The organism is Streptomyces aidingensis, assembly GCF_900112355.1.
GTDB lineage: Bacteria > Actinomycetota > Actinomycetes > Streptomycetales > Streptomycetaceae > Streptomyces > Streptomyces aidingensis.
In genome coordinates this window covers 889,196-905,944 of record NZ_FOLM01000001.1, presented here as the reverse complement: position 1 = coordinate 905,944, position 16,749 = coordinate 889,196, and the positions used below count along the sequence as shown (strand labels likewise).

At 72.5% G+C, this 16,749-nt stretch carries 15 protein-coding genes; 7 read left to right on the top strand and 8 right to left on the bottom strand.

The genetic code is table 11. The features are described 5' to 3' along the window. The first annotated feature begins 116 nt into the window (after window positions 1–116). Together BM242_RS03955 and BM242_RS03950 are read left to right on the top strand one after the other, a co-directional pair. Window positions 117–1,676 carry a sodium-dependent transporter gene (locus BM242_RS03955; protein ID WP_093837140.1) on the top strand — a complete coding sequence of 520 codons (1,560 nt, stop codon included), beginning with the start codon at window positions 117–119 and terminating at the stop codon, window positions 1,674–1,676. After that, a complete protein-coding gene (locus BM242_RS03950) occupies window positions 1,676–1,810 on the top strand; it encodes a methionine/alanine import family NSS transporter small subunit (protein WP_093837139.1) in 135 nt (44 codons plus the stop codon). Before BM242_RS03955 ends, BM242_RS03950 begins: the two co-directional genes overlap by 1 nt. Before the next feature lie 52 nt (window positions 1,811–1,862). Here BM242_RS03950 and BM242_RS03945 read toward each other — a convergent pair whose 3' ends face one another. The 3 genes from BM242_RS03945 to hrcA all read right to left on the bottom strand — a co-directional run bounded on the left by BM242_RS03945 (window position 1,863) and on the right by hrcA (window position 4,855). Further along, window positions 1,863–2,606 (bottom strand): 16S rRNA (uracil(1498)-N(3))-methyltransferase, encoded by a 744-nt coding sequence (locus BM242_RS03945; RefSeq protein ID WP_093837138.1) that lies wholly within the window; start codon window positions 2,604–2,606, stop codon window positions 1,863–1,865. Window positions 2,607–2,704: 98 nt separating this feature from the next. Further along, on the bottom strand, window positions 2,705–3,838 hold the full coding sequence (gene dnaJ, locus BM242_RS03940; RefSeq protein WP_093837137.1) for a molecular chaperone DnaJ: 1,134 nt from the start codon (window positions 3,836–3,838) through the stop codon (window positions 2,705–2,707). After that, window positions 3,839–4,855, bottom strand: a complete 1,017-nt coding sequence (gene hrcA / locus BM242_RS03935) for a heat-inducible transcriptional repressor HrcA (protein WP_093837136.1) — start codon at window positions 4,853–4,855, stop codon at window positions 3,839–3,841. Window positions 4,856–5,062: 207 nt separating this feature from the next. Between hrcA and BM242_RS03930 the strand changes: the two genes are divergently transcribed. Further along, window positions 5,063–5,821 carry an MBL fold metallo-hydrolase gene (locus BM242_RS03930; protein WP_093837135.1) on the top strand — a complete coding sequence of 253 codons (759 nt, stop codon included), beginning with the start codon at window positions 5,063–5,065 and terminating at the stop codon, window positions 5,819–5,821. Between the two features lie 37 nt (window positions 5,822–5,858). Beyond that, window positions 5,859–6,692 (top strand): DUF3097 domain-containing protein, encoded by an 834-nt coding sequence (locus BM242_RS03925; protein WP_245833779.1) that lies wholly within the window; start codon window positions 5,859–5,861, stop codon window positions 6,690–6,692. A 23-nt stretch (window positions 6,693–6,715) separates the two neighbouring features. Here BM242_RS03925 and BM242_RS03920 read toward each other — a convergent pair whose 3' ends face one another. After that, window positions 6,716–7,330, bottom strand: a complete 615-nt coding sequence (locus tag BM242_RS03920) for a TetR/AcrR family transcriptional regulator (RefSeq protein ID WP_093837133.1) — start codon at window positions 7,328–7,330, stop codon at window positions 6,716–6,718. An 84-nt stretch (window positions 7,331–7,414) separates the two neighbouring features. Here BM242_RS03920 and BM242_RS03915 point away from each other — a divergent pair, with 84 nt between their 5' ends. Beyond that, window positions 7,415–8,992, top strand: coding sequence for an MFS transporter (locus BM242_RS03915; RefSeq protein WP_093837132.1), 1,578 nt, complete (start codon window positions 7,415–7,417; stop codon window positions 8,990–8,992). A gap of 15 nt (window positions 8,993–9,007) precedes the next feature. On the opposite strand, the gene hemW is transcribed toward BM242_RS03915, so the two are convergent. The 4 genes from hemW to lepA form a co-directional block, all read right to left on the bottom strand. Then, window positions 9,008–10,243 (bottom strand): radical SAM family heme chaperone HemW, encoded by a 1,236-nt coding sequence (hemW, locus tag BM242_RS03910; RefSeq protein WP_093837131.1) that lies wholly within the window; start codon window positions 10,241–10,243, stop codon window positions 9,008–9,010. A 191-nt stretch (window positions 10,244–10,434) separates the two neighbouring features. Further along, window positions 10,435–12,279 (bottom strand): AMP-dependent synthetase/ligase, encoded by a 1,845-nt coding sequence (locus BM242_RS03905; protein WP_093837343.1) that lies wholly within the window; start codon window positions 12,277–12,279, stop codon window positions 10,435–10,437. Window positions 12,280–12,639: 360 nt separating this feature from the next. After that, window positions 12,640–12,984: a hypothetical protein gene (locus BM242_RS03900; protein WP_139238253.1), complete on the bottom strand. Its 345-nt coding sequence runs from the start codon at window positions 12,982–12,984 to the stop codon at window positions 12,640–12,642. 217 nt (window positions 12,985–13,201) lie between these two features. Further along, window positions 13,202–15,064 (bottom strand): translation elongation factor 4, encoded by a 1,863-nt coding sequence (gene lepA / locus BM242_RS03895; RefSeq protein WP_093837129.1) that lies wholly within the window; start codon window positions 15,062–15,064, stop codon window positions 13,202–13,204. Between the two features lie 279 nt (window positions 15,065–15,343). Here lepA and rpsT point away from each other — a divergent pair, with 279 nt between their 5' ends. Continuing rightward, window positions 15,344–15,610 (top strand): 30S ribosomal protein S20, encoded by a 267-nt coding sequence (gene rpsT / locus BM242_RS03890; protein WP_093837128.1) that lies wholly within the window; start codon window positions 15,344–15,346, stop codon window positions 15,608–15,610. A 309-nt stretch (window positions 15,611–15,919) separates the two neighbouring features. Then, entirely contained in the window at window positions 15,920–16,735 is an 816-nt protein-coding gene (locus BM242_RS03885) for a hypothetical protein (protein WP_093837127.1), read from the top strand. Window positions 16,736–16,749 lie beyond the last annotated feature (14 nt).

The window sequence follows — 16,749 nt, the reverse complement described above, 5'->3', positions numbered from 1 at the left end:
TACGGGCGCGGACGGTGCGCACGGACGGGCGAAGGGACGAACTCACTGCTAACGTGCCAGACATCGCCAAAACCCCGGAATACCGGAAAAGTGACCATCCAGGACGGGACGGTGTCATGGCTCAGCAGGCTCACCGGCCGCGGGAACAGTGGGCCACCCGGGCGGGCTTCATCCTCGCCGCGATCGGCTCGGCCATCGGACTGGGCAACATCTGGCGCTTCCCCGCCGTCACCTACGAGAACGGTGGCGGTGCCTTTCTGCTGCCGTATCTGGTGGCGCTGGTGACGGCCGGCATTCCGCTGCTCATCCTCGAATACACGATCGGGCGGCGGTACCGGGCCTCGCCGCCCGCCGCGTTCCATCAGCTCGCCCGGCCGGCCGAGGCGCTGGGCTGGTGGCAGGTGGCCATCTGCTTCGTCATCGCCACCTACTACGCCGTCATCCTGGCCTGGGCGGTGCGCTATGTCGGCTTCTCGGCGGGACAGGACTGGGGGGACGATCCGGAGACCTTCCTCTTCGCCGACTTCCTGGAGCTGGCCGACGAACCGGGGGACGTCTCGGCGTTCGTCCCGGGCGTGGCGGTGCCGCTGATCGCGGTCTGGATCGTGGTGCTGGCGATCCTCGCCATGGGCGTGCGGCGCGGCATCGAGCAGGCGAACAAGATCTTCATCCCGCTGCTGGTGATCTTCTTCACGATCCTGGTGATCCGGGCGCTCACCCTGGACGGGGCGGCGGACGGGCTGGACGCGCTGTTCTCCCCGGACTGGGGCGAGCTGAACAACGGCAGTGTGTGGGTCGCGGCCTACGGGCAGATCTTCTTCTCGCTCTCCATCGGCTTCGGCATCATGATCACCTATGCCTCCTATCTGCGGCGGCGCTCGGATCTGACCGGCTCGGCGCTGGTCGCCGGGTTCGCCAACAGCTCCTTCGAAATCCTCGCCGGGATCGGGGTGTTCGCCACCCTGGGCTTCATGGCCGCCCAGGCGGGCGTGGGGGTGGACGAGGTCTCCGGCTCCGGACTGGGCCTGGCCTTCGTGGCCTTCCCGCAGGTGATTTCCGAGATGCCGGCCGGCTGGCTGTTCGGGCTGCTGTTCTTCGGCTCGCTGGTGGTGGCCGGACTCTCCTCGCTGATCAGCATCGTGCAGGTGATCGTCTCGGCGGTGCAGGACCGCACCGGACTGGGCCGGACCCGCTCGGTGCTGCTGGTCGGCGGGGTCACCGGGGTGGTCTCGGTGCTGCTGTTCTCCACCGACGGCGGGCTGTACTTCCTGGACGCGGCCGACCACTTCATCAACCAGTACGGCATCGCGCTGGCCGCGCTGGCGGTGGTGATCACGGTCTCCTGGCTGCTGCGCAGGCTGCCCGCGCTCCAGGCCGACGCGGACGCCACCTCGGCGGTCCGGCTGGGCATGTGGTGGCGGATCTGCCTGGGGATCATCACACCGCTGGTGCTGGGCTGGATGATGATCGACAGCCTGGTCAACGAATTCGACGAGAACTACGAGGGCTATCCGACCTCGTTCCTGGTCTACTCCGGCTGGGCGGTGGCGGCGGGCGCGATCCTGCTGGGCGTCCTGCTCACCCTGATCCCCTGGCGCCGCCGCCCGGCGGCCGGCGCCGAAGCCGCTCCCGTCCCCGGCGCCCCGAGCACCCCCGACGAAGGGAAGCGCCCGTAATGTCCGCCTCCGCCATCGTGATGATGCTCGTGGCCATCGCCATTGTCTGGGGCGGTCTGCTCACCGCCATCCTGCTGCTGCGCCGCCACCCCGACGACCCCCGCGACATCCAGCCCGGCCACCCCCACGTCTGACGCCTCCGGGGCGGCTGACCGCCCGCCGGCGCCGGTCCGCCGCGGCGGCGGGTCAGCGCCAGCGGGCGGTGCGGGAGAGCACGGCGGCACCGGCGGCGGTGCCCGCGGTGGAGGTGCGCAGCACCGTCGGGCCGAGCCGGACGGCGGTGGCCCCGGCCGCCTCGAAGGCCGCCAGCTCCTCCGGCGCGATGCCGCCCTCCGGACCGACCACCAGGACGATGCCGCCCTCGTCCGGCAGCGGCACGGTGGCCAGCGGGGTGCTGCTCTCCTCGTGCAGCACCGCGGCCAGGCCGGCCCCGGCCAGCAGGCCGGCCACCTCCCCGGTGGTGGCGAGCCCGGCGATCCCGGGAAAGCGCAGCCGCCGGGACTGCTTGCCCGCCTCCCGGGCGGTGGACCGCCACTTGGCCAGCGCCCTGGCGCCGCGCTCGCCCCGCCACTGGGTGATGCAGCGGGCGGCGGACCAGGGCACGATCGTGTCCACCCCGGTCTCGGTCATGGTCTCCACGGCCAGCTCGCCGCGGTCGCCCTTGGGCAGGGCCTGCACCACGGTCAGGGACGGGGCGGGCGCCGGTTCCCGGCGGGTCCCGGTGACCAGCACGGCCAGCCGGTCCTTGCCCTCCAGCGCGGTGACCAGGCCGGCCGCGCCGCTGCCCAGGCCGTCGGTGAGCACGATCTCCTCACCGGCCCGCAGCCGCTTCACCGAGACGGCGTGCCGGCCCTCGGCCCCGTCCAGCCACACCGTGTCCCCGGGGCCCGCCCCGGCCGCCGCCGCGCACACGAACACCGGAGCGCTCATCGTCCCCGTTCCTCTCCCGCCATCCGGCCAGAACCCCGCACGCCGCCGCACACACCCGATGAGCACCGCAGCAGCGGCGCGCCCCGGCACCGCGGGCCTCAGCGGCCGTTGAAGGCGTCCTTCAGACGGGAGAAGAGGCCCTGCTGGCCGGGCTGGAACTGCCCGGCCGGGCGCTCCTCGCCGCGCAACTGCGCCAGCCGGCGCAGCAGTTCCTCCTGCTCCGGATCGAGCTTGGACGGGGTCTGCACCTCCACGTGCACCACCAGGTCGCCGCGCCCGTTGCCGCGCAGATGGGTGACGCCCCGGCCGCGCAGCGGGATCGACTGCCCGGACTGGGTGCCCGGCCGGATGTCGACCTCCTCCAGCCCGTCCAGGGTCTCCAGCGGCACCTTGGTGCCCAGCGCCGCGGCCGTCATCGGCAGCGTCACCGTGCAGTGCAGGTCGTCGCCGCGCCGCTGGAACATCTCGTGCGGCTTCTCGCGGATCTCCACATACAGATCGCCGGGCGGGCCGCCGCCGGGGCCGACCTCGCCCTCGCCGGCGAGCTGGATCCGGGTGCCGCTGTCCACCCCGGCCGGGATCTTGACATTGAGATTGCGGCGCGCCCGCACCCGGCCGTCGCCCGCGCACTCCGGGCACGGGCTGGGCACGATGGTGCCGAAGCCCTGGCACTGCGGGCAGGGCCGGGAGGTCATCACCTGGCCCAGGAAGGAGCGGGTCACCTGCGAGACCTCGCCCCGGCCGCGGCACATGTCGCAGGTCTGCACCGAGGTGCCGGGCGCGGCGCCCTCGCCGTTGCAGGTCTTGCAGACCACCGCGGTGTCCACCTGGATCTCCTTGGTGGTGCCGAACGCGGCCTCGCTCAGCTCCACCTCCAGCCGGATCATGGCGTCCTGCCCGCGCCGGGTGCGCGACTTGGGCCCGCGCTGGGCGGCCGTGCCGAAGAAGGCGTCCATGATGTCCGAGAAGCTGCCGAAGCCGGGGCCGAAGCCGCCCGCCCCGGCGCCCGCCGAGCCGCCGACCGGATCGCCGCCCAGGTCGTACATCTGCTTCTTCTGCGGATCGGAGAGCACCTCGTAGGCGGTGTTGATCTCCTTGAACCGCTCCTGGGTCTTCGGATCGGGGTTCACATCCGGATGCAGTTCCCTGGCCAGGCGGCGGAACGCCTTCTTGATCTCCTCCTGGGAGGCGTCACGGCTGACGCCCAGAACCGCGTAGTAGTCAGTCGCCACTTATTTCTCCGCGAGGATCTGTCCGACGTACCGGGCCACAGCGCGTACGGCTCCCATCGTTCCGGGGTAGTCCATCCTGGTCGGGCCGACCACACCGAGCCTGGCCACCGCCTCGTGCCCGGTACCGTAGCCGACCGTCACCACCGAGGTGGAGGTCAGGCTCTCGTGCGGGTTCTCGTGCCCGATGCGTACCTGCATCTCGGTGTCCTGGGTCTCGCCCAGCAGTTTGAGCAGCACCACCTGCTCCTCCAGCGCCTCCAGCACCGGCTGGAGGGTGAGCGGGAAGTCGTGGGTGAGCCGGGTGAGATTGGCCGTGCCGGCCACCATCAGGCGCTCCTCGGTCTCCTCGACCAGGGTCTCCAGCAGGGTGGCCAGCACGGCGTTGACCGTCGGCCGGTCCTCCCGGTCGAAGGACTCGGGAAGATCCTGCACCAGCAGCGGGACCTGGTTGAAGGGCTCGCCGACCACCCGGGCGTTCAGCCGGGCGCGCAGATCGGCCAGGCTGCTCTCGCCGATCTGCGCCGGGCAGTCGATGACCCGCTGCTCGACCCGGCCGGTGTCGGTGATCAGCACCAGCATCACCCGGGCGGGGGCGAGCTGGAGCAGTTCCACATGGCGGACCGTGGAGCGGGTCAGGGACGGGTACTGCACGATCGCGACCTGCCGGGTGAGCTGCGCCAGCAGCCGCACGGTGCGGCTCACCACGTCGTCCAGGTCCACGGCACCGCCCAGGAAGTTCTGGATGGCGCGGCGCTCGGCCGGGGAGAGCGGCTTGATCTCGGCGAGCCGGTCCACGAACAGCCGGTAGCCCTTGTCGGTGGGGACCCGGCCGGCGCTGGTGTGGGGCTGGGTGATGTAGCCCTCGTCCTCCAGCGCGGCCATGTCGTTGCGCACGGTGGCGGGCGAGACATTGAGGTTGTGCCGCTCGGTCAGCGCCTTGGACCCGACGGGCTCCTCGGTGCCCACGTAGTCCTGGACGATCGCCCGCAGAACCTGGAGCCTGCGCTCGCTCAGCATGCCGCACACCTCCCGTCCGGCCGTCGGTCCGCTCCTGCTGCTGCCTGCCGCTGCCTGCTGCTGGTGGCCGCCTGGCACTCACAGCCACCGAGTGCCAGCCTCCCTGAGCCAGTGTACGGCCGGGTACCACAGCCAGGGAAAGTGCGGTCTGCCCGACGGTATCGTGCCCCGCACAGCCATCCGCCGCCGCAGGGTTAACCTCGCAGCGTGGAGAGCTCTTGGGAAGACCCCGGGAACGGCGGGAACGGCGGGCCGGGCGGCTGGGAGGAGCCGGCGCCGGGCGTCGTCCGCCGCCGCCTGCCGGGCTGGGACGCCACCGTGGGCGCGGTGGCGGGTGACGACGCGCTGCTGCTGGTCGACGCCGGGGCCACCCTGGGCACGGGCGCCCGGCTGCGCCGGGAACTGGCCGCCCGGTTCCCCGTTCCGCTGCGCCATGTGGTGCTCACCCATCCGCACTTCGATCATGTCCTCGGTGCCGGTGCCCTGTCCGGGGCCGAGGTCCATGCCGCCGTCGGCTTCTCCTCCCTGCTCTCCCCGGCGGGCCGGCAGCAGATCGCGGAGGACGCGGTCCGGCACGGGCTGGCCCGGGAGGCCGCGGAGCAGGCGGCGGAGGCGCTTCCGGTGCCGCGGCACGAGGTGTCGGGCGAGCTGGTGGTCCCGCTGGGCGGCGGGCGGCGGGCCGTGCTGCTGAACGCGGGCCCGGCGCACACCGCCCATGATCTGGCGGTGCTGGTGCCGGGCGACGGCGCCGGGCCGGACGTGGTGTTCTGCGGCGATCTGGTGGAGGAGTCCGGCGAGCCGCAGGCCGGACCGGACGCGCACCGCGCGTGGTGGCCGGCGGCGCTGGACCGGCTGCTGGACCTCGGCGGGCCGGACGCCCGCTATGTGCCCGGGCACGGCGCGGTCGTCGACGCCGCCTTTGTGCGGGCGCAGCGCGACGCCCTGGCCCGCCGGTTCCGCGTCTGACCGTCCCCGGCCGGACCGGCGCCCGTATTCTCACCCCGTGGACAGGTACTCCGACGTCGATCTCACCCCGCCCTGGAAGCGCCGGCCCGCCGCGGTCCCCGATGTGCCCGCCGAGCCCGGGCTGGTCGTGGAGGACTCGGTCACCGGCTTCTGCGGCGCCGTCATCCGCACCGAGAAGACCGCCGGCGGCCCGGCGGTCACCCTGGAGGACCGCTTCGGCGTCCACCGCGCCTTTCCGCTGGAGCCCCGCCGCTTTCTGATCGACGGCAGGCCGGTGACCCTGGTCCCGCCCCGGCCCGCCGCCCCGGGGGCCGGTGCCCCGGCCCGCCGTACGGCCTCCGGTTCGGTCGCCGTCCCGGGCGCCCGGGCCCGGGTGGCGCGGGCCGGCCGGATCTATGTGGAGGGCCGCCACGACGCCGAGCTGGTGGAGAAGGTCTGGGGCGACGACCTGCGCGTCGAGGGGGTCGTCGTCGAATACCTCTCCGGCATCGACGATCTGCCGGCCGTGGTCGCCGGGTTCGGCCCCTCGGCCGATGCCCGCCTGGGTGTTCTGGTGGACCATCTGGTCCCGGGTTCCAAGGAGTCGCGTATCGCCGCCGCGGTCACCGATCCGCATGTGCTGGTCACCGGCCACCCGTACATCGACATCTGGCAGGCCGTCAGACCCTCGGCGCTGCGCCTGGACCGCTGGCCGGTGGTGCCGCCCGGCCAGGACTGGAAGACCGGCGTCTGCCGGGCACTCGGCTGGCCGCCGGACACCGCCGCCGCCTGGCGCCGCATCCTCGCCGCCGTCCGCAGCTACAAGGACCTGGAACCCGGCCTGCTGGGCCCGGTGGAACACCTCATCGACCACGTCACCGCCCCGGCCTAGTCACCGCCCCGGCCGCCGCCCGCTCAGCCCGCCCGGGCCTGGTCGTCGATCCAGCGAGTGAGGAACGCGGCCTGGCGGGACATCAGGCCGGGGTCGCGGAAGGTGTTGGAGAGCAGCGAGGCGCCCTGGAAGACGGAGATGAAGGTCACCGCCAGATCCCCGGCGTCCTCGGCGGAGTGCCCGAGGAGCTGGAACTGCTCGCGGACCCAGTCCACGCCCAGGGTCATCAGGGTGGCGGATTCCTGGTCCAGGCCGCCGTCCTCGCGCTTGTCCAGCTCGGAGCAGAGCGAGCCCATCGGGCAGCCGTGGCGGGCCGCATAGCCGCCGCTGGCGCCGATCTGGGCGGCGAACGCCTTGAGCCGGTCCCGCGGGTCGGGATGGGCCGCCCGGTAGGCGGCGAAGGTGGCCCGCACCCGCTCCGCGTGCGCATCGATCACCGCGCGGACCAGGTCGTCCTTGGTCTTGAAGTAGTAGTAGACATTGCCCAGCGGGACATCGGCGGCCTCGGCGACCTGGGCCAGCGAGGTGCGCGCCACGCCCTGCCGGTGGAGCAGGTCCAGGGCGGCCCCGATCAGCCGCTCGCGCTTGCCGCCGCGCCGGCCGCCGGCCCGCCGTTCCGCGAGTGGTGAGTCAGTCATCAGACTCAGGATAACCCTTGCGGCAGGAACCGAACCCTGCTTAGTTAGTTACCCAACTAACTACGGGACGGGAGACGGACGATCATGACTTCTGATGCGGTGCGGGCGGGAAGCCGGCGGGCGGAAGGGGAGGAGCGGTTTCTGGCGACACGGCGCGGCGTGCTGACGCTGATCCTGCTCTGCACCGTCCAGTTCCTGGACATCCTGGACTCGTCCATCGTCAATGTGGCGCTGCCGTCGATCCAGCGTGAGCTGGACTTCTCGCAGCAGAACCTTCAGTGGGTGCTCAGCGGCTATGTGCTGACCTACGGCGGCTTCCTGCTGCTGGGAGGGCGGCTGGCCGATCTGCTGGGACGGCGGCGGGTGCTGGTCGCCGGGGTGGTGACCTTCGCCCTGGCCTCCCTGGCCGGCGGCCTGGCACAGAGCCCGGAGGTACTGGTCGCCGCGCGGCTGGTGCAGGGGGTCGGCGCGGCGCTGATGGCACCGGCCGGGCTGTCCATCCTCACCACCTCCTTCAAGGAGGGCCGGGACCGCAACACCGCGCTCGGTGTGTGGGGAGCGGTCTCGGGTCTGGCCGCGGCGGCCGGAGTGTTCTTCGGCGGGCTGCTCTCGGAGACCCTGGACTGGCGCTGGGTGTTCTGGGTCAACCTCCCGGTGTGCGCGGTGGTGCTGGTGGCGGTCTTCCGGCTGGTGGGCGGCGAGCGCCCGGAGCGGGCCGCGGCCCGGCTGCGGAACTTCGACTCGCTCGGCGCGGCCTTGGCCACCGGCGGCATGCTGCTCGCCGTGTACGCCCTGGTGGAGGCACCGGACCGCGGCTGGGGCACCGCCCGCACGATCGGCGGGCTGACCACCGCGGTGCTGCTGCTGGCGGCGTTCGTGATCAACGAGCGGCGCACCCGCAATCCGCTGGCGCCGCTGTCCATCTTCCGGATCAAGGGGCTGGCCGCCGCGGATGTGACCCTGCTGATGGGCTTCGCCGGCTTCTTCTCGATGTTCTTCTTCCTGACCCTGTACATGCAGAACGTGCTGGGCTGGTCGGCGCTCACGTCCGGCGCGGCATATCTGCCGGTGACGGCGGGCATCGCGATCGCCGCCGGAGTGTCCTCGCGGCTGTTCACCCGGACCGGGACCAGGCCGGTGATCGTGGCCGGCTCGCTGACCGGCGCGGCCGGGGTCCTCTACCTCTCCCGCATTCCGGTGGACGGCTCCTACCCGGTCGATCTGCTGCCGGGCCTGCTGGTGATGTCGGTCGGGCTGGGCGCGGTGTTCGTCGCGGTGACCACGGCGGCCAACGCCGGGGTGCCGGCCGACAAGGCCGGGCTGGCGGCGGGGCTGCTCAACACCTCGCAGCAGCTCGGCGCCGCGCTCGGCCTGGCGATCTTCTCGGCGCTGGCCACCGCCCGGACCAATGACCTGTTCAGGGAAGGGCTGGCCGCGCCGGAGGCGCTGACCGGCGGCTACCGGCGGGCGCTGCTGGCGAGCGGGGTGTTCCTGGTGGCCGCGGCGGTGATCGCGCTGCGCGCCGCCAACGCCCGCGGCGAGGCCCTCCCCCAGGACGGCGCGGCCCCCGCCGGCGGGAACGGCGGCCGCGTGCGGAGCGGGGCGCCGTCGGAGTACACCCCGGCCGGGTCCGGCACGCCCGTGGGCCCGACGGCCGGGTGACAGGGGCCGGACCGCTCAGTCGGTGAGGTCGCGGATCACGGCGTCCGCCAGCAGCCGGCCCCGCAGGGTCAGCACTGCCCGCCCCCCGCGGTGCGGGACCGGGTCGAGCAGGCCGTCGGCGACGGCCTGCTCGGCGGCGCGCCGCGCGGCCCCGGTCAGCAGCTCCAGCGGGCAGCCGCCGGAGAGCCGCAGCTCCAGCATGATCCGCTCGATGCGGCGGTCCTCGGCGGTCAGGGTCTCCCGGCCCGCCCCCGGGGACCGCCCCGCGGCCAGGGCGGCGGCATAGGCGGCCGGGTGCCTGACGTTCCACCAGCGGGTGCCGCCGATGTGGCTGTGCGCGCCCGGACCGGCCCCCCACCAGTCGGCGCCCCGCCAGTACAGGTCGTTGTGCCGGCAGCGGCTGTCCGGCGAGGCGGCCCAGTTGGACACCTCGTACCAGGAGAAACCGGCCGCGCCCAGGGTTTCCTCGGCGATCAGATAGCGGTCCGCGTGCTGGTCCTCGTCGGTGGGCGGGAGCTCGCCGCGCCGGATGCGCCGGGCGAGCCGGGTGCCCTCCTCCACGATCAGCGAGTAGGCCGAAATGTGGTCCGGCCCGGCGGACAGGGCGGCGTCCAGGGAGGCACGCCAGTCGTCGTCGCTCTCCCCCGGGGTGCCGTAGATCAGGTCCAGATTGATGTGCTCGAACCCGGCCGCCCGGGCCTCGGCCACACACCGCTCGGGCCGGCCGGGGGTGTGGCTGCGGTCCAGCACCCGCAGCACATGCGCGCGGGCGGACTGCATGCCGAACGAGATCCGGGTGAAACCGCCCGCCCGCAGCGCGGCCAGATACGCCGGGGTGACGCTCTCCGGATTGGCCTCGGTGGTGATCTCCGCGTCCGGCGCCAGCGAGAACTCCTGCCGCACGGTGTCCAGCATCCGCACCAGGTCCTCGGCGGGCAGCAGGGTGGGGGTGCCGCCGCCGAAGAACACCGTGCGGGCCGGGCGCGGATCGTCGCCGAGGACCTTGCGGGCCAGCCGGATCTCCTCGGCGAGGGTGGCGGCATAGCTCTCCCGGGACGCCGTGGCCGGGGCCTGCGCCAGGCGCAGCTCGCTCGCGGTGTAGGTGTTGAAGTCGCAGTAGCCGCAGCGGCTGGCGCAGTACGGGACGTGCAGGTAGAAGCCGAGCGGACGCTGCGCGGCGCCGCGCAGCGCGGCGGGCGGCAGCGCGCCCGAGGCGGGCACGGGCTCACCGGCGGGAAGTGCGGAGGGCATGCCTTCCATTGTCCCGCACCCGGCGCCGCACCCGTCCGGGCCGCCGCCACGCCACCCGGGAAGGCCCGGAGCCGGCCGGGCCACGGCACGGGCGTCCCCGGCCCGCCGCGGCCCGGCCGGGTGCGAGGGCGGACCGCGGCGACCGCGGCGACCGCGAGGACACCCGGCGAGCGGCGGACGCGCCGCAGGCGCTACGCGCGGGCGCCCTCGTACATCTCCTCGATCAGCTCGCGGTATTCGTTCTCCACCACCGGACGCTTCAGCTTCAGGCTCGGGGTCAGCTCACCGTGCTCCACATCGAGGTCGCGCGGCAGCAGCCGGAACTTCTTGATCGTCTGCCACTTCTGCAGACCCTCGTTGAGCTGCCGCACATAGCCGTCGATCATCGCCACGGTCCGGTCGTCGGCGACGATCTCCGCGTACGGCCTGCCCGCCAGGCCCGGCGTCTCGGCCGCCCAGGCGGCCAGCGCGACCGGGTCCAGGGCAATCAGCGCGGTGCAGAAGTTCCGGTCCGCGCCGATCACCAGGATGTTCGAAACATACGGGCACACCGCCTTGAACCGGCCCTCCACCTCGGTCGGCGCGATGTACTTGCCGCCGGAGGTCTTGAACAGATCCTTCTTGCGGTCGGTGATCCGCAGATAGCCGTCCTCGGACAGCTCGCCGATGTCGCCGGTGTGGAACCAGCCGTCCGGCTCCAGCACCTCGGCGGTCTTCTCCGGCAGCCCGTGGTAGCCCTCCATCACGCCCGGGCCGCGCAGCAGGATCTCGCCGTCGTCGGCGATCCGCACCTCCAGGCCGGGCAGTGCCTTGCCGACCGTGCCGGTGCGGTAGGCCGCGCCCGGGTTGACGAAGTTGGCCGCGCTGCTCTCGGTCAGGCCGTAGCCCTCCAGGATGTGAATGCCGGCGCCGGAGAAGAAGTAGCCGATCTCGGGGGCCAGCGCGGCGGAGCCGGAGACGGCGGCGCGCATCCGGCCGCCGAAGCGGGCCCGCAGCTTGCTGTAGACCAGGCGGTCGGCGACCGCGTGCCTGGCCCGCAGTCCCAGGGGCGCCGAGCGGTTGCCGGTGCGCCGGAAGTTCTCCTGGGTGACCCGGCCGTACTCCTTGGCCACCTCGGCCGCCCAGAGGAAGATCCGGTACTTGGCGGCACCGCCCTCCTTGGCGGCGTTGGCCGCGCCGTTGTAGACCTTCTCGAAGATCCGCGGGACGGCCGCCATGGTGGTCGGCCGCACGGTCGGCAGGTTCTCCACGATCTTCTCCACCCGGCCGTCCACCGCGCAGACGTGTCCGACCTTGATCTGGCCGGAGATCAGCACCTTGCCGAAGACATGCGCCAGCGGCAGCCAGAGGTAGCTCACATCCTCGGGCTCCAGCAGGTCGATGGCGGCGATGGCGTGGCCCATGTACGACCAGCAGTCCTGGCGCAGTCGCACACCCTTGGGGCGGCCGGTGGTGCCGGAGGTGTAGATCAGGGTGGCGAGCTGCTCACGGCGCAGGCCCTGGACGGTCTCCCGCACGCTGTCCGGGTGCTTCTCCAGGTACTCCCGGCCGCGCTCGGCCAGCTCTGCCAGGGAGAGCACCCAGCCCTCGGGCTCGCCCTCGGCGGTGGCCGCGCCCTCGGGGTCGATCACCACCACATGCGCCAGCTCGGGAAGGGCGGCGCGCTGCTCGCGCACCTTGACGAGCTGTGCGGCGTTCTCCGCGATCAGCACCCGGCTGCCGGAGTCCTTGAGGATGTAGGCGGTCTCCTCGGCATTGGTCTGCGGATAGACGGTGGTGGTGGCGCCGCCGGCGCACATGATGCCCAGGTCGGACAGGATCCAGTCGACGCGGGTGGCGGAGGCGATGGCGACCCGCTCCTCCGGGCGGATGCCGAGGTCCATCAGGCCGGCGGCGATCGCGAAGACACGGTCCGCGGCCTCGGCCCAGGTGTAGCCGCGCCAGTCGTCCGGGCCGCCGCCCGGGGCGGGCACCGGGTAGCGGTACGCCTCGGCGTCGGGGGTGGCCTCGACCCGGTCGAGGAACAGGTGCGCCATCGACGGCGGGCGGTTCTCGATCGGGCTCTGCTTCTCGCTCACGTGTTCCTCCGGGTCCCGCACTGCTGGGTACTCACGGGTAACCGTGAGTGGCGCTCAGACTAAGGGGCGCCCTCAAGGCTCTGTAAGGGGCCGTGCGGCGCCGATGCCAGGATGTTGCCTTTCATTGTCCGGCATCGGCCCGGGACGGCACAGAGAAGGTGCGGAGAAGGCACGGAACTGTGCGGGCCGCACAGCGCGTGCTGTGCCGCTGCCCTGGGCGGCGGGAGCTGCGGCCCGGCCTTCCCGCCCGCCCGCGGACGGGCGGGAAGGCGACGGAAGGTGACGGTGCGGTGCCGCGCCGTGCGGCCGGCCGCCGGTTCAGGCCTCGGAGAACGGGCCCAGGACGCTCGGCAGCCCGCCGAGCAGATTCTCCCCGCCCGCGGGCCCCGGGCAGGCCGCGGCCACCCGGCCCACCGCGTCGGTCACGGTGCGGTCCATCCCGGCATTGAGCTTTGACACCGGGTCCTGCCGCCCGGCCGGCTCCTGCTCGGACATGGTGAGGGTGCTGTCCATGACGCTGTGCAGTCCGGCGACCGTGGCGCACACGGTCCCGATCATCTCGGGGGCCTGAACGGTGCGCGGCGCCGCGGAGGCGGTCGAGGCGGCGGTACCCACCGCCATCAGCGAGCCCGCGACCACCGCTGCCGTCTTCGCGTACTTCACGTCGGGATTCCCTTCCGCGGCGGCCTGCTGCGCGGACACGGCCCTCGTGCCGCCCGGATGCCGCCGCGCCCTGCACAACGGCCGGCCGGCGGGGGCGGCAACCGGAAGCGGCGACGATCACCCGTTTGCCACGGCGGCGCGCGGCCCGGGAAGGGCAGGGCGGACCGGAGGCGGGTGGGAAGCGGGCGGGAGACGGGCGGGAGACGGGGACGGGGCGCTACTTCTTGCCCTTGCCCTCGCCGGGGCCGGAATCGGAGGACAGCGCGGCGATGAACGCCTCCTGCGGCACCTCCACCCGTCCGACCATCTTCATCCGCTTCTTGCCCTCCTTCTGCTTCTCCAGCAGCTTCCGCTTCCGCGAGATGTCGCCGCCGTAGCACTTGGAGAGCACGTCCTTGCGCATCGCCCGCACCGTCTCCCGGGCGATCACCCGGGCGCCGACGGCGGCCTGGATCGGCACCTCGAACTGCTGCCGCGGAATCAGCTCCTTCAGCTTGGCCGCCATCTTCACGCCGTACGCATAGGCCTTGTCCTTGTGCACGATCGCGGAGAAGGCGTCCACCTTGTCGCCGTGCAGCAGGATGTCCACCTTGACCAGATCGGCGGTCTGCTCGCCGGTCGGCTCGTAGTCCAGGGAGGCGTAGCCGCGGGTCTTGGACTTGAGGGCGTCGAAGAAGTCGAAGACGATCTCGGCCAGCGGCAGGGTGTAGCGCAGCTCCACCCGCTCCTCGGAGAGGTAGTCCATGCCCCGCATGGCGCCGCGCCGGGACTGGCACAGCTCCATGATCGCCCCCACATACTCGCTGGGCGCGATCAGCGTGGCCCGCACCACCGGCTCGTGCACCTCGGCGATCTTGCCCACCGGGAATTCGCTGGGATTGGTCACCACATGCTCGCTGTGGTCCTCCATGATCACCCGGTAGACCACATTGGGCGCGGTGGCGATCAGCGACAGGCCGAACTCGCGCTCCAGCCGCTCCCTGATCACCTCCAGATGCAGCAGGCCGAGGAAGCCGACCCGGAAGCCGAAGCCCAGCGCCGCCGAGGTCTCCGGCTCGTAGACCAGGGCGGCGTCGTTGAGCTGGAGCTTGTCCAGGGCCTCGCGCAGATCCGGGTACTGCGAGCCGTCCAGCGGGTACAGCCCGGAGAAGACCATCGGCTTGGGGTCCTTGTAGCCGCCCAGCGCCTCGGTGGCGCCGCGGTGCTGGGTGGTGACGGTGTCACCCACCCGGGACTGGCGGACGTCCTTCACCCCGGTGATCAGATAGCCCACCTCGCCCACGGCCAGGCCGTCGGCGGCGGACATCTCGGGCGAGTTGGTGCCGATCTCCAGCAGCTCATGGGTGGCGCCGGTGGACATCATCTGGATCCGCTCGCGCCTGCCGAGCCGGCCGTCCACCACCTTCACATAGGTGACCACGCCCCGGTAGGCGTCGTAGACGGAGTCGAAGATCATGGCGCGGGCGGGCGCGTCCGGATTGCCGACCGGCGGCGGCACCAGCTTCACCACCTGGTCCAGCAGCCCGGGCACGCCCTCGCCGGTCTTGGCCGAGACCCGCAGCACGTCCTCGGGCTCGCAGCCGATCAGATGCGCCAGCTCGGCGGCGAACTTCTCCGGCTGGGCCGCGGGCAGGTCGATCTTGTTCAGCACCGGCACGATGGTGAGGTCGTTCTCCATGGCCAGATAGAGATTGGCCAGGGTCTGCGCCTCGATCCCCTGGGCGGCGTCCACCAGCAGGACGCAGCCCTCGCAGGCCGCCAGCGAGCGCGAGACCTCGTAGGTGAAGTCCACGTGCCCCGGGGTGTCGATCATGTTCAGGATGTACGGGGTGCCCTCGGCCTCCCAGGGCATCCGCACGGCCTGGGACTTGATGGTGATGCCCCGCTCGCGCTCGATGTCCATGCGGTCGAGGTACTGCTCGCGCATCTGCCGTTTGTCGACCACCTCGGTGAGCTGGAGCATCCGGTCGGCGAGAGTCGACTTGCCGTGGTCGATGTGCGCGATGATGCAGAAGTTGCGGATCACGGCCGGGTCGGTACGGCTCGGTTCCGGCGCATTCGAAAGGGTCGTCGCGGGCACTCGGTGTCCTGGTCCTCATCGGGTGGTCGGGCGGCGCCGCGGTGCACCGGGCGCCTTGCTGTCCCCCATGGTCCCATGGCGCGGGCCCCCGGTCCGGCCGAGGGCCGCCGGGAGGCCGATTGGGAGCCCGGATGTCCCCGCTGGTAGGCTGGGCGACTGCTTCCGCACGGTGTTCCGCGCTCTGCCCACGGCTCGCGCCGCCGGCAGCAGCGGCGGCGGTCACCGCCGGTCCACCGTGCCGGGGCGAGTCGAATCATCCGAACCTGCAGAGGCTCATTCGTGGCGAACATCAAGTCCCAGATCAAGCGCATCAAGACCAACGAGAAGGCGCGGCTGCGCAACAAGGCGGTCAAGTCCGAGGTGAAGACGGCCATCCGCCGTACCCGCGAGGCCATCGCCGCCGGCGACGCCGAGCAGGCCGCCGCCGCCGCCCGGGTGGCGGGCCGGAAGCTGGACAAGGCCGTCAGCAAGGGCGTGCTGCACAGGAACAACGCCGCCAACCGGAAGTCGGCCCTGGCCAAGCAGATCAACGCCCTCTCCAGGTGACACCGGGCGCTTGACCCGGCCCGGCCGGCCCACGGATCCGGCGCGGAGGTCCCTCTCACCGCCGCCCGGTCACGATCCGTCCGCGCGCCGCACCGTCCCGACGTTCGCCACGTGGTGCGGTGTGCCGGGAAGGCCGCCGGATACGGTCCAGGACGGGGAAGGCCCCGGAGCAGCGCCCCCAGCGGGGCGGCGCTCCGGGGCCTTCCCCCTGCCCCCGCCTGCCTGCGGCCTGCCACGGTGCCGCGCGGCGCCGCCGTTCCGTCCGGAAGCCGATGCGCAGAAGCCCTTGCCGCGGGGTAAGTTGACATCATGTCGATACCGGGGGAACCCCAGAATCCCGCGCACCCGGCGGGCGGGTACGGATACCCGCGGCAGCCCCAGCCGAACAACCCCTACGCGCAGCCCCCGGCCACCCCGATGCCGGGCGTGTCGCCGTACGGTCCCGGGACGCTGCCGGGCCCGGTGACCGGTCCGGGCGGCGGACGGCGCGGCGGAGCGGGGTGGCTGTGGGGCGGGCTGGCCGGCGCGCTGCTGGCCTGTGCGGGCTGGGCCGGGGCACTGCTGGTGACCGGCAATCCGCCGTTCGCCCGGGCCGCCTCCCCCGATTTCGCGGGCAACGGCGTCTACCAGGATCTGTGCGAGGTCGCGGACTTCGCCGCCGTCCAGGAGCACTACGGCGAGCCGGAGGCGGAAGCGGAGTCCAGCAGCTTCTCCCACGAGGACCGGGACGCCGGGCAGTGCCGGCAGACCTTCCCCACCGAGAGCGGCGAATACAGCTCGGTCTATGTGACCATGGAGGCCGTCTGGCACCGCGCGGCCGACCCCGCCCCGCACTTCGCCGGCAGCCGGGAGATGAACAGGCTGTACGGCGGCGAGGACTACACCTACGACGCCCGGCCCTACGAGGAAGGGCTCGGCGACGAGGCATACCTGGTGAGCAGCACCGACTCCGCCGAGGACCGGACCGACTGGATCAGTCTGGCGGTGCGCGAGGGCTGGCTGGAGCTGTCCATCTCCTGGAGCAACTGGTCCGAGGGCACCACCGAGAAGAACGAGATCACCCAGATGCTGCACCAGGTGCTGGAGGACACCCTGAGCGCCATGAAGGACTCCGGCGGCGCCTGAGGCCGGGCCGCCGG

Bases quoted from the DNA above. Each gene is read 5' to 3' on its own strand.
- BM242_RS03945 (WP_093837138.1), bottom strand. From the start codon at position 2,606: ATGAGCGCTCCGGTGTTCGTGTGCGCGGCGGCGGCCGGGGCGGGCCCC.
- BM242_RS03920 (WP_093837133.1), bottom strand. From the start codon at position 7,330: ATGACTGACTCACCACTCGCGGAACGGCGGGCCGGCGGCCGGCGCGGC.
- hrcA (WP_093837136.1), bottom strand. From the start codon at position 4,855: ATGCTGAGCGAGCGCAGGCTCCAGGTTCTGCGGGCGATCGTCCAGGAC.
- BM242_RS03915 (WP_093837132.1), top strand. From the start codon at position 7,415: ATGACTTCTGATGCGGTGCGGGCGGGAAGCCGGCGGGCGGAAGGGGAG.
- BM242_RS03885 (WP_093837127.1), top strand. From the start codon at position 15,920: ATGTCGATACCGGGGGAACCCCAGAATCCCGCGCACCCGGCGGGCGGG.
- hemW (WP_093837131.1), bottom strand. From the start codon at position 10,243: ATGCCCTCCGCACTTCCCGCCGGTGAGCCCGTGCCCGCCTCGGGCGCG.
- BM242_RS03905 (WP_093837343.1), bottom strand. From the start codon at position 12,279: ATGGCGCACCTGTTCCTCGACCGGGTCGAGGCCACCCCCGACGCCGAG.
- BM242_RS03955 (WP_093837140.1), top strand. From the start codon at position 117: ATGGCTCAGCAGGCTCACCGGCCGCGGGAACAGTGGGCCACCCGGGCG.
- BM242_RS03950 (WP_093837139.1), top strand. From the start codon at position 1,676: ATGTCCGCCTCCGCCATCGTGATGATGCTCGTGGCCATCGCCATTGTC.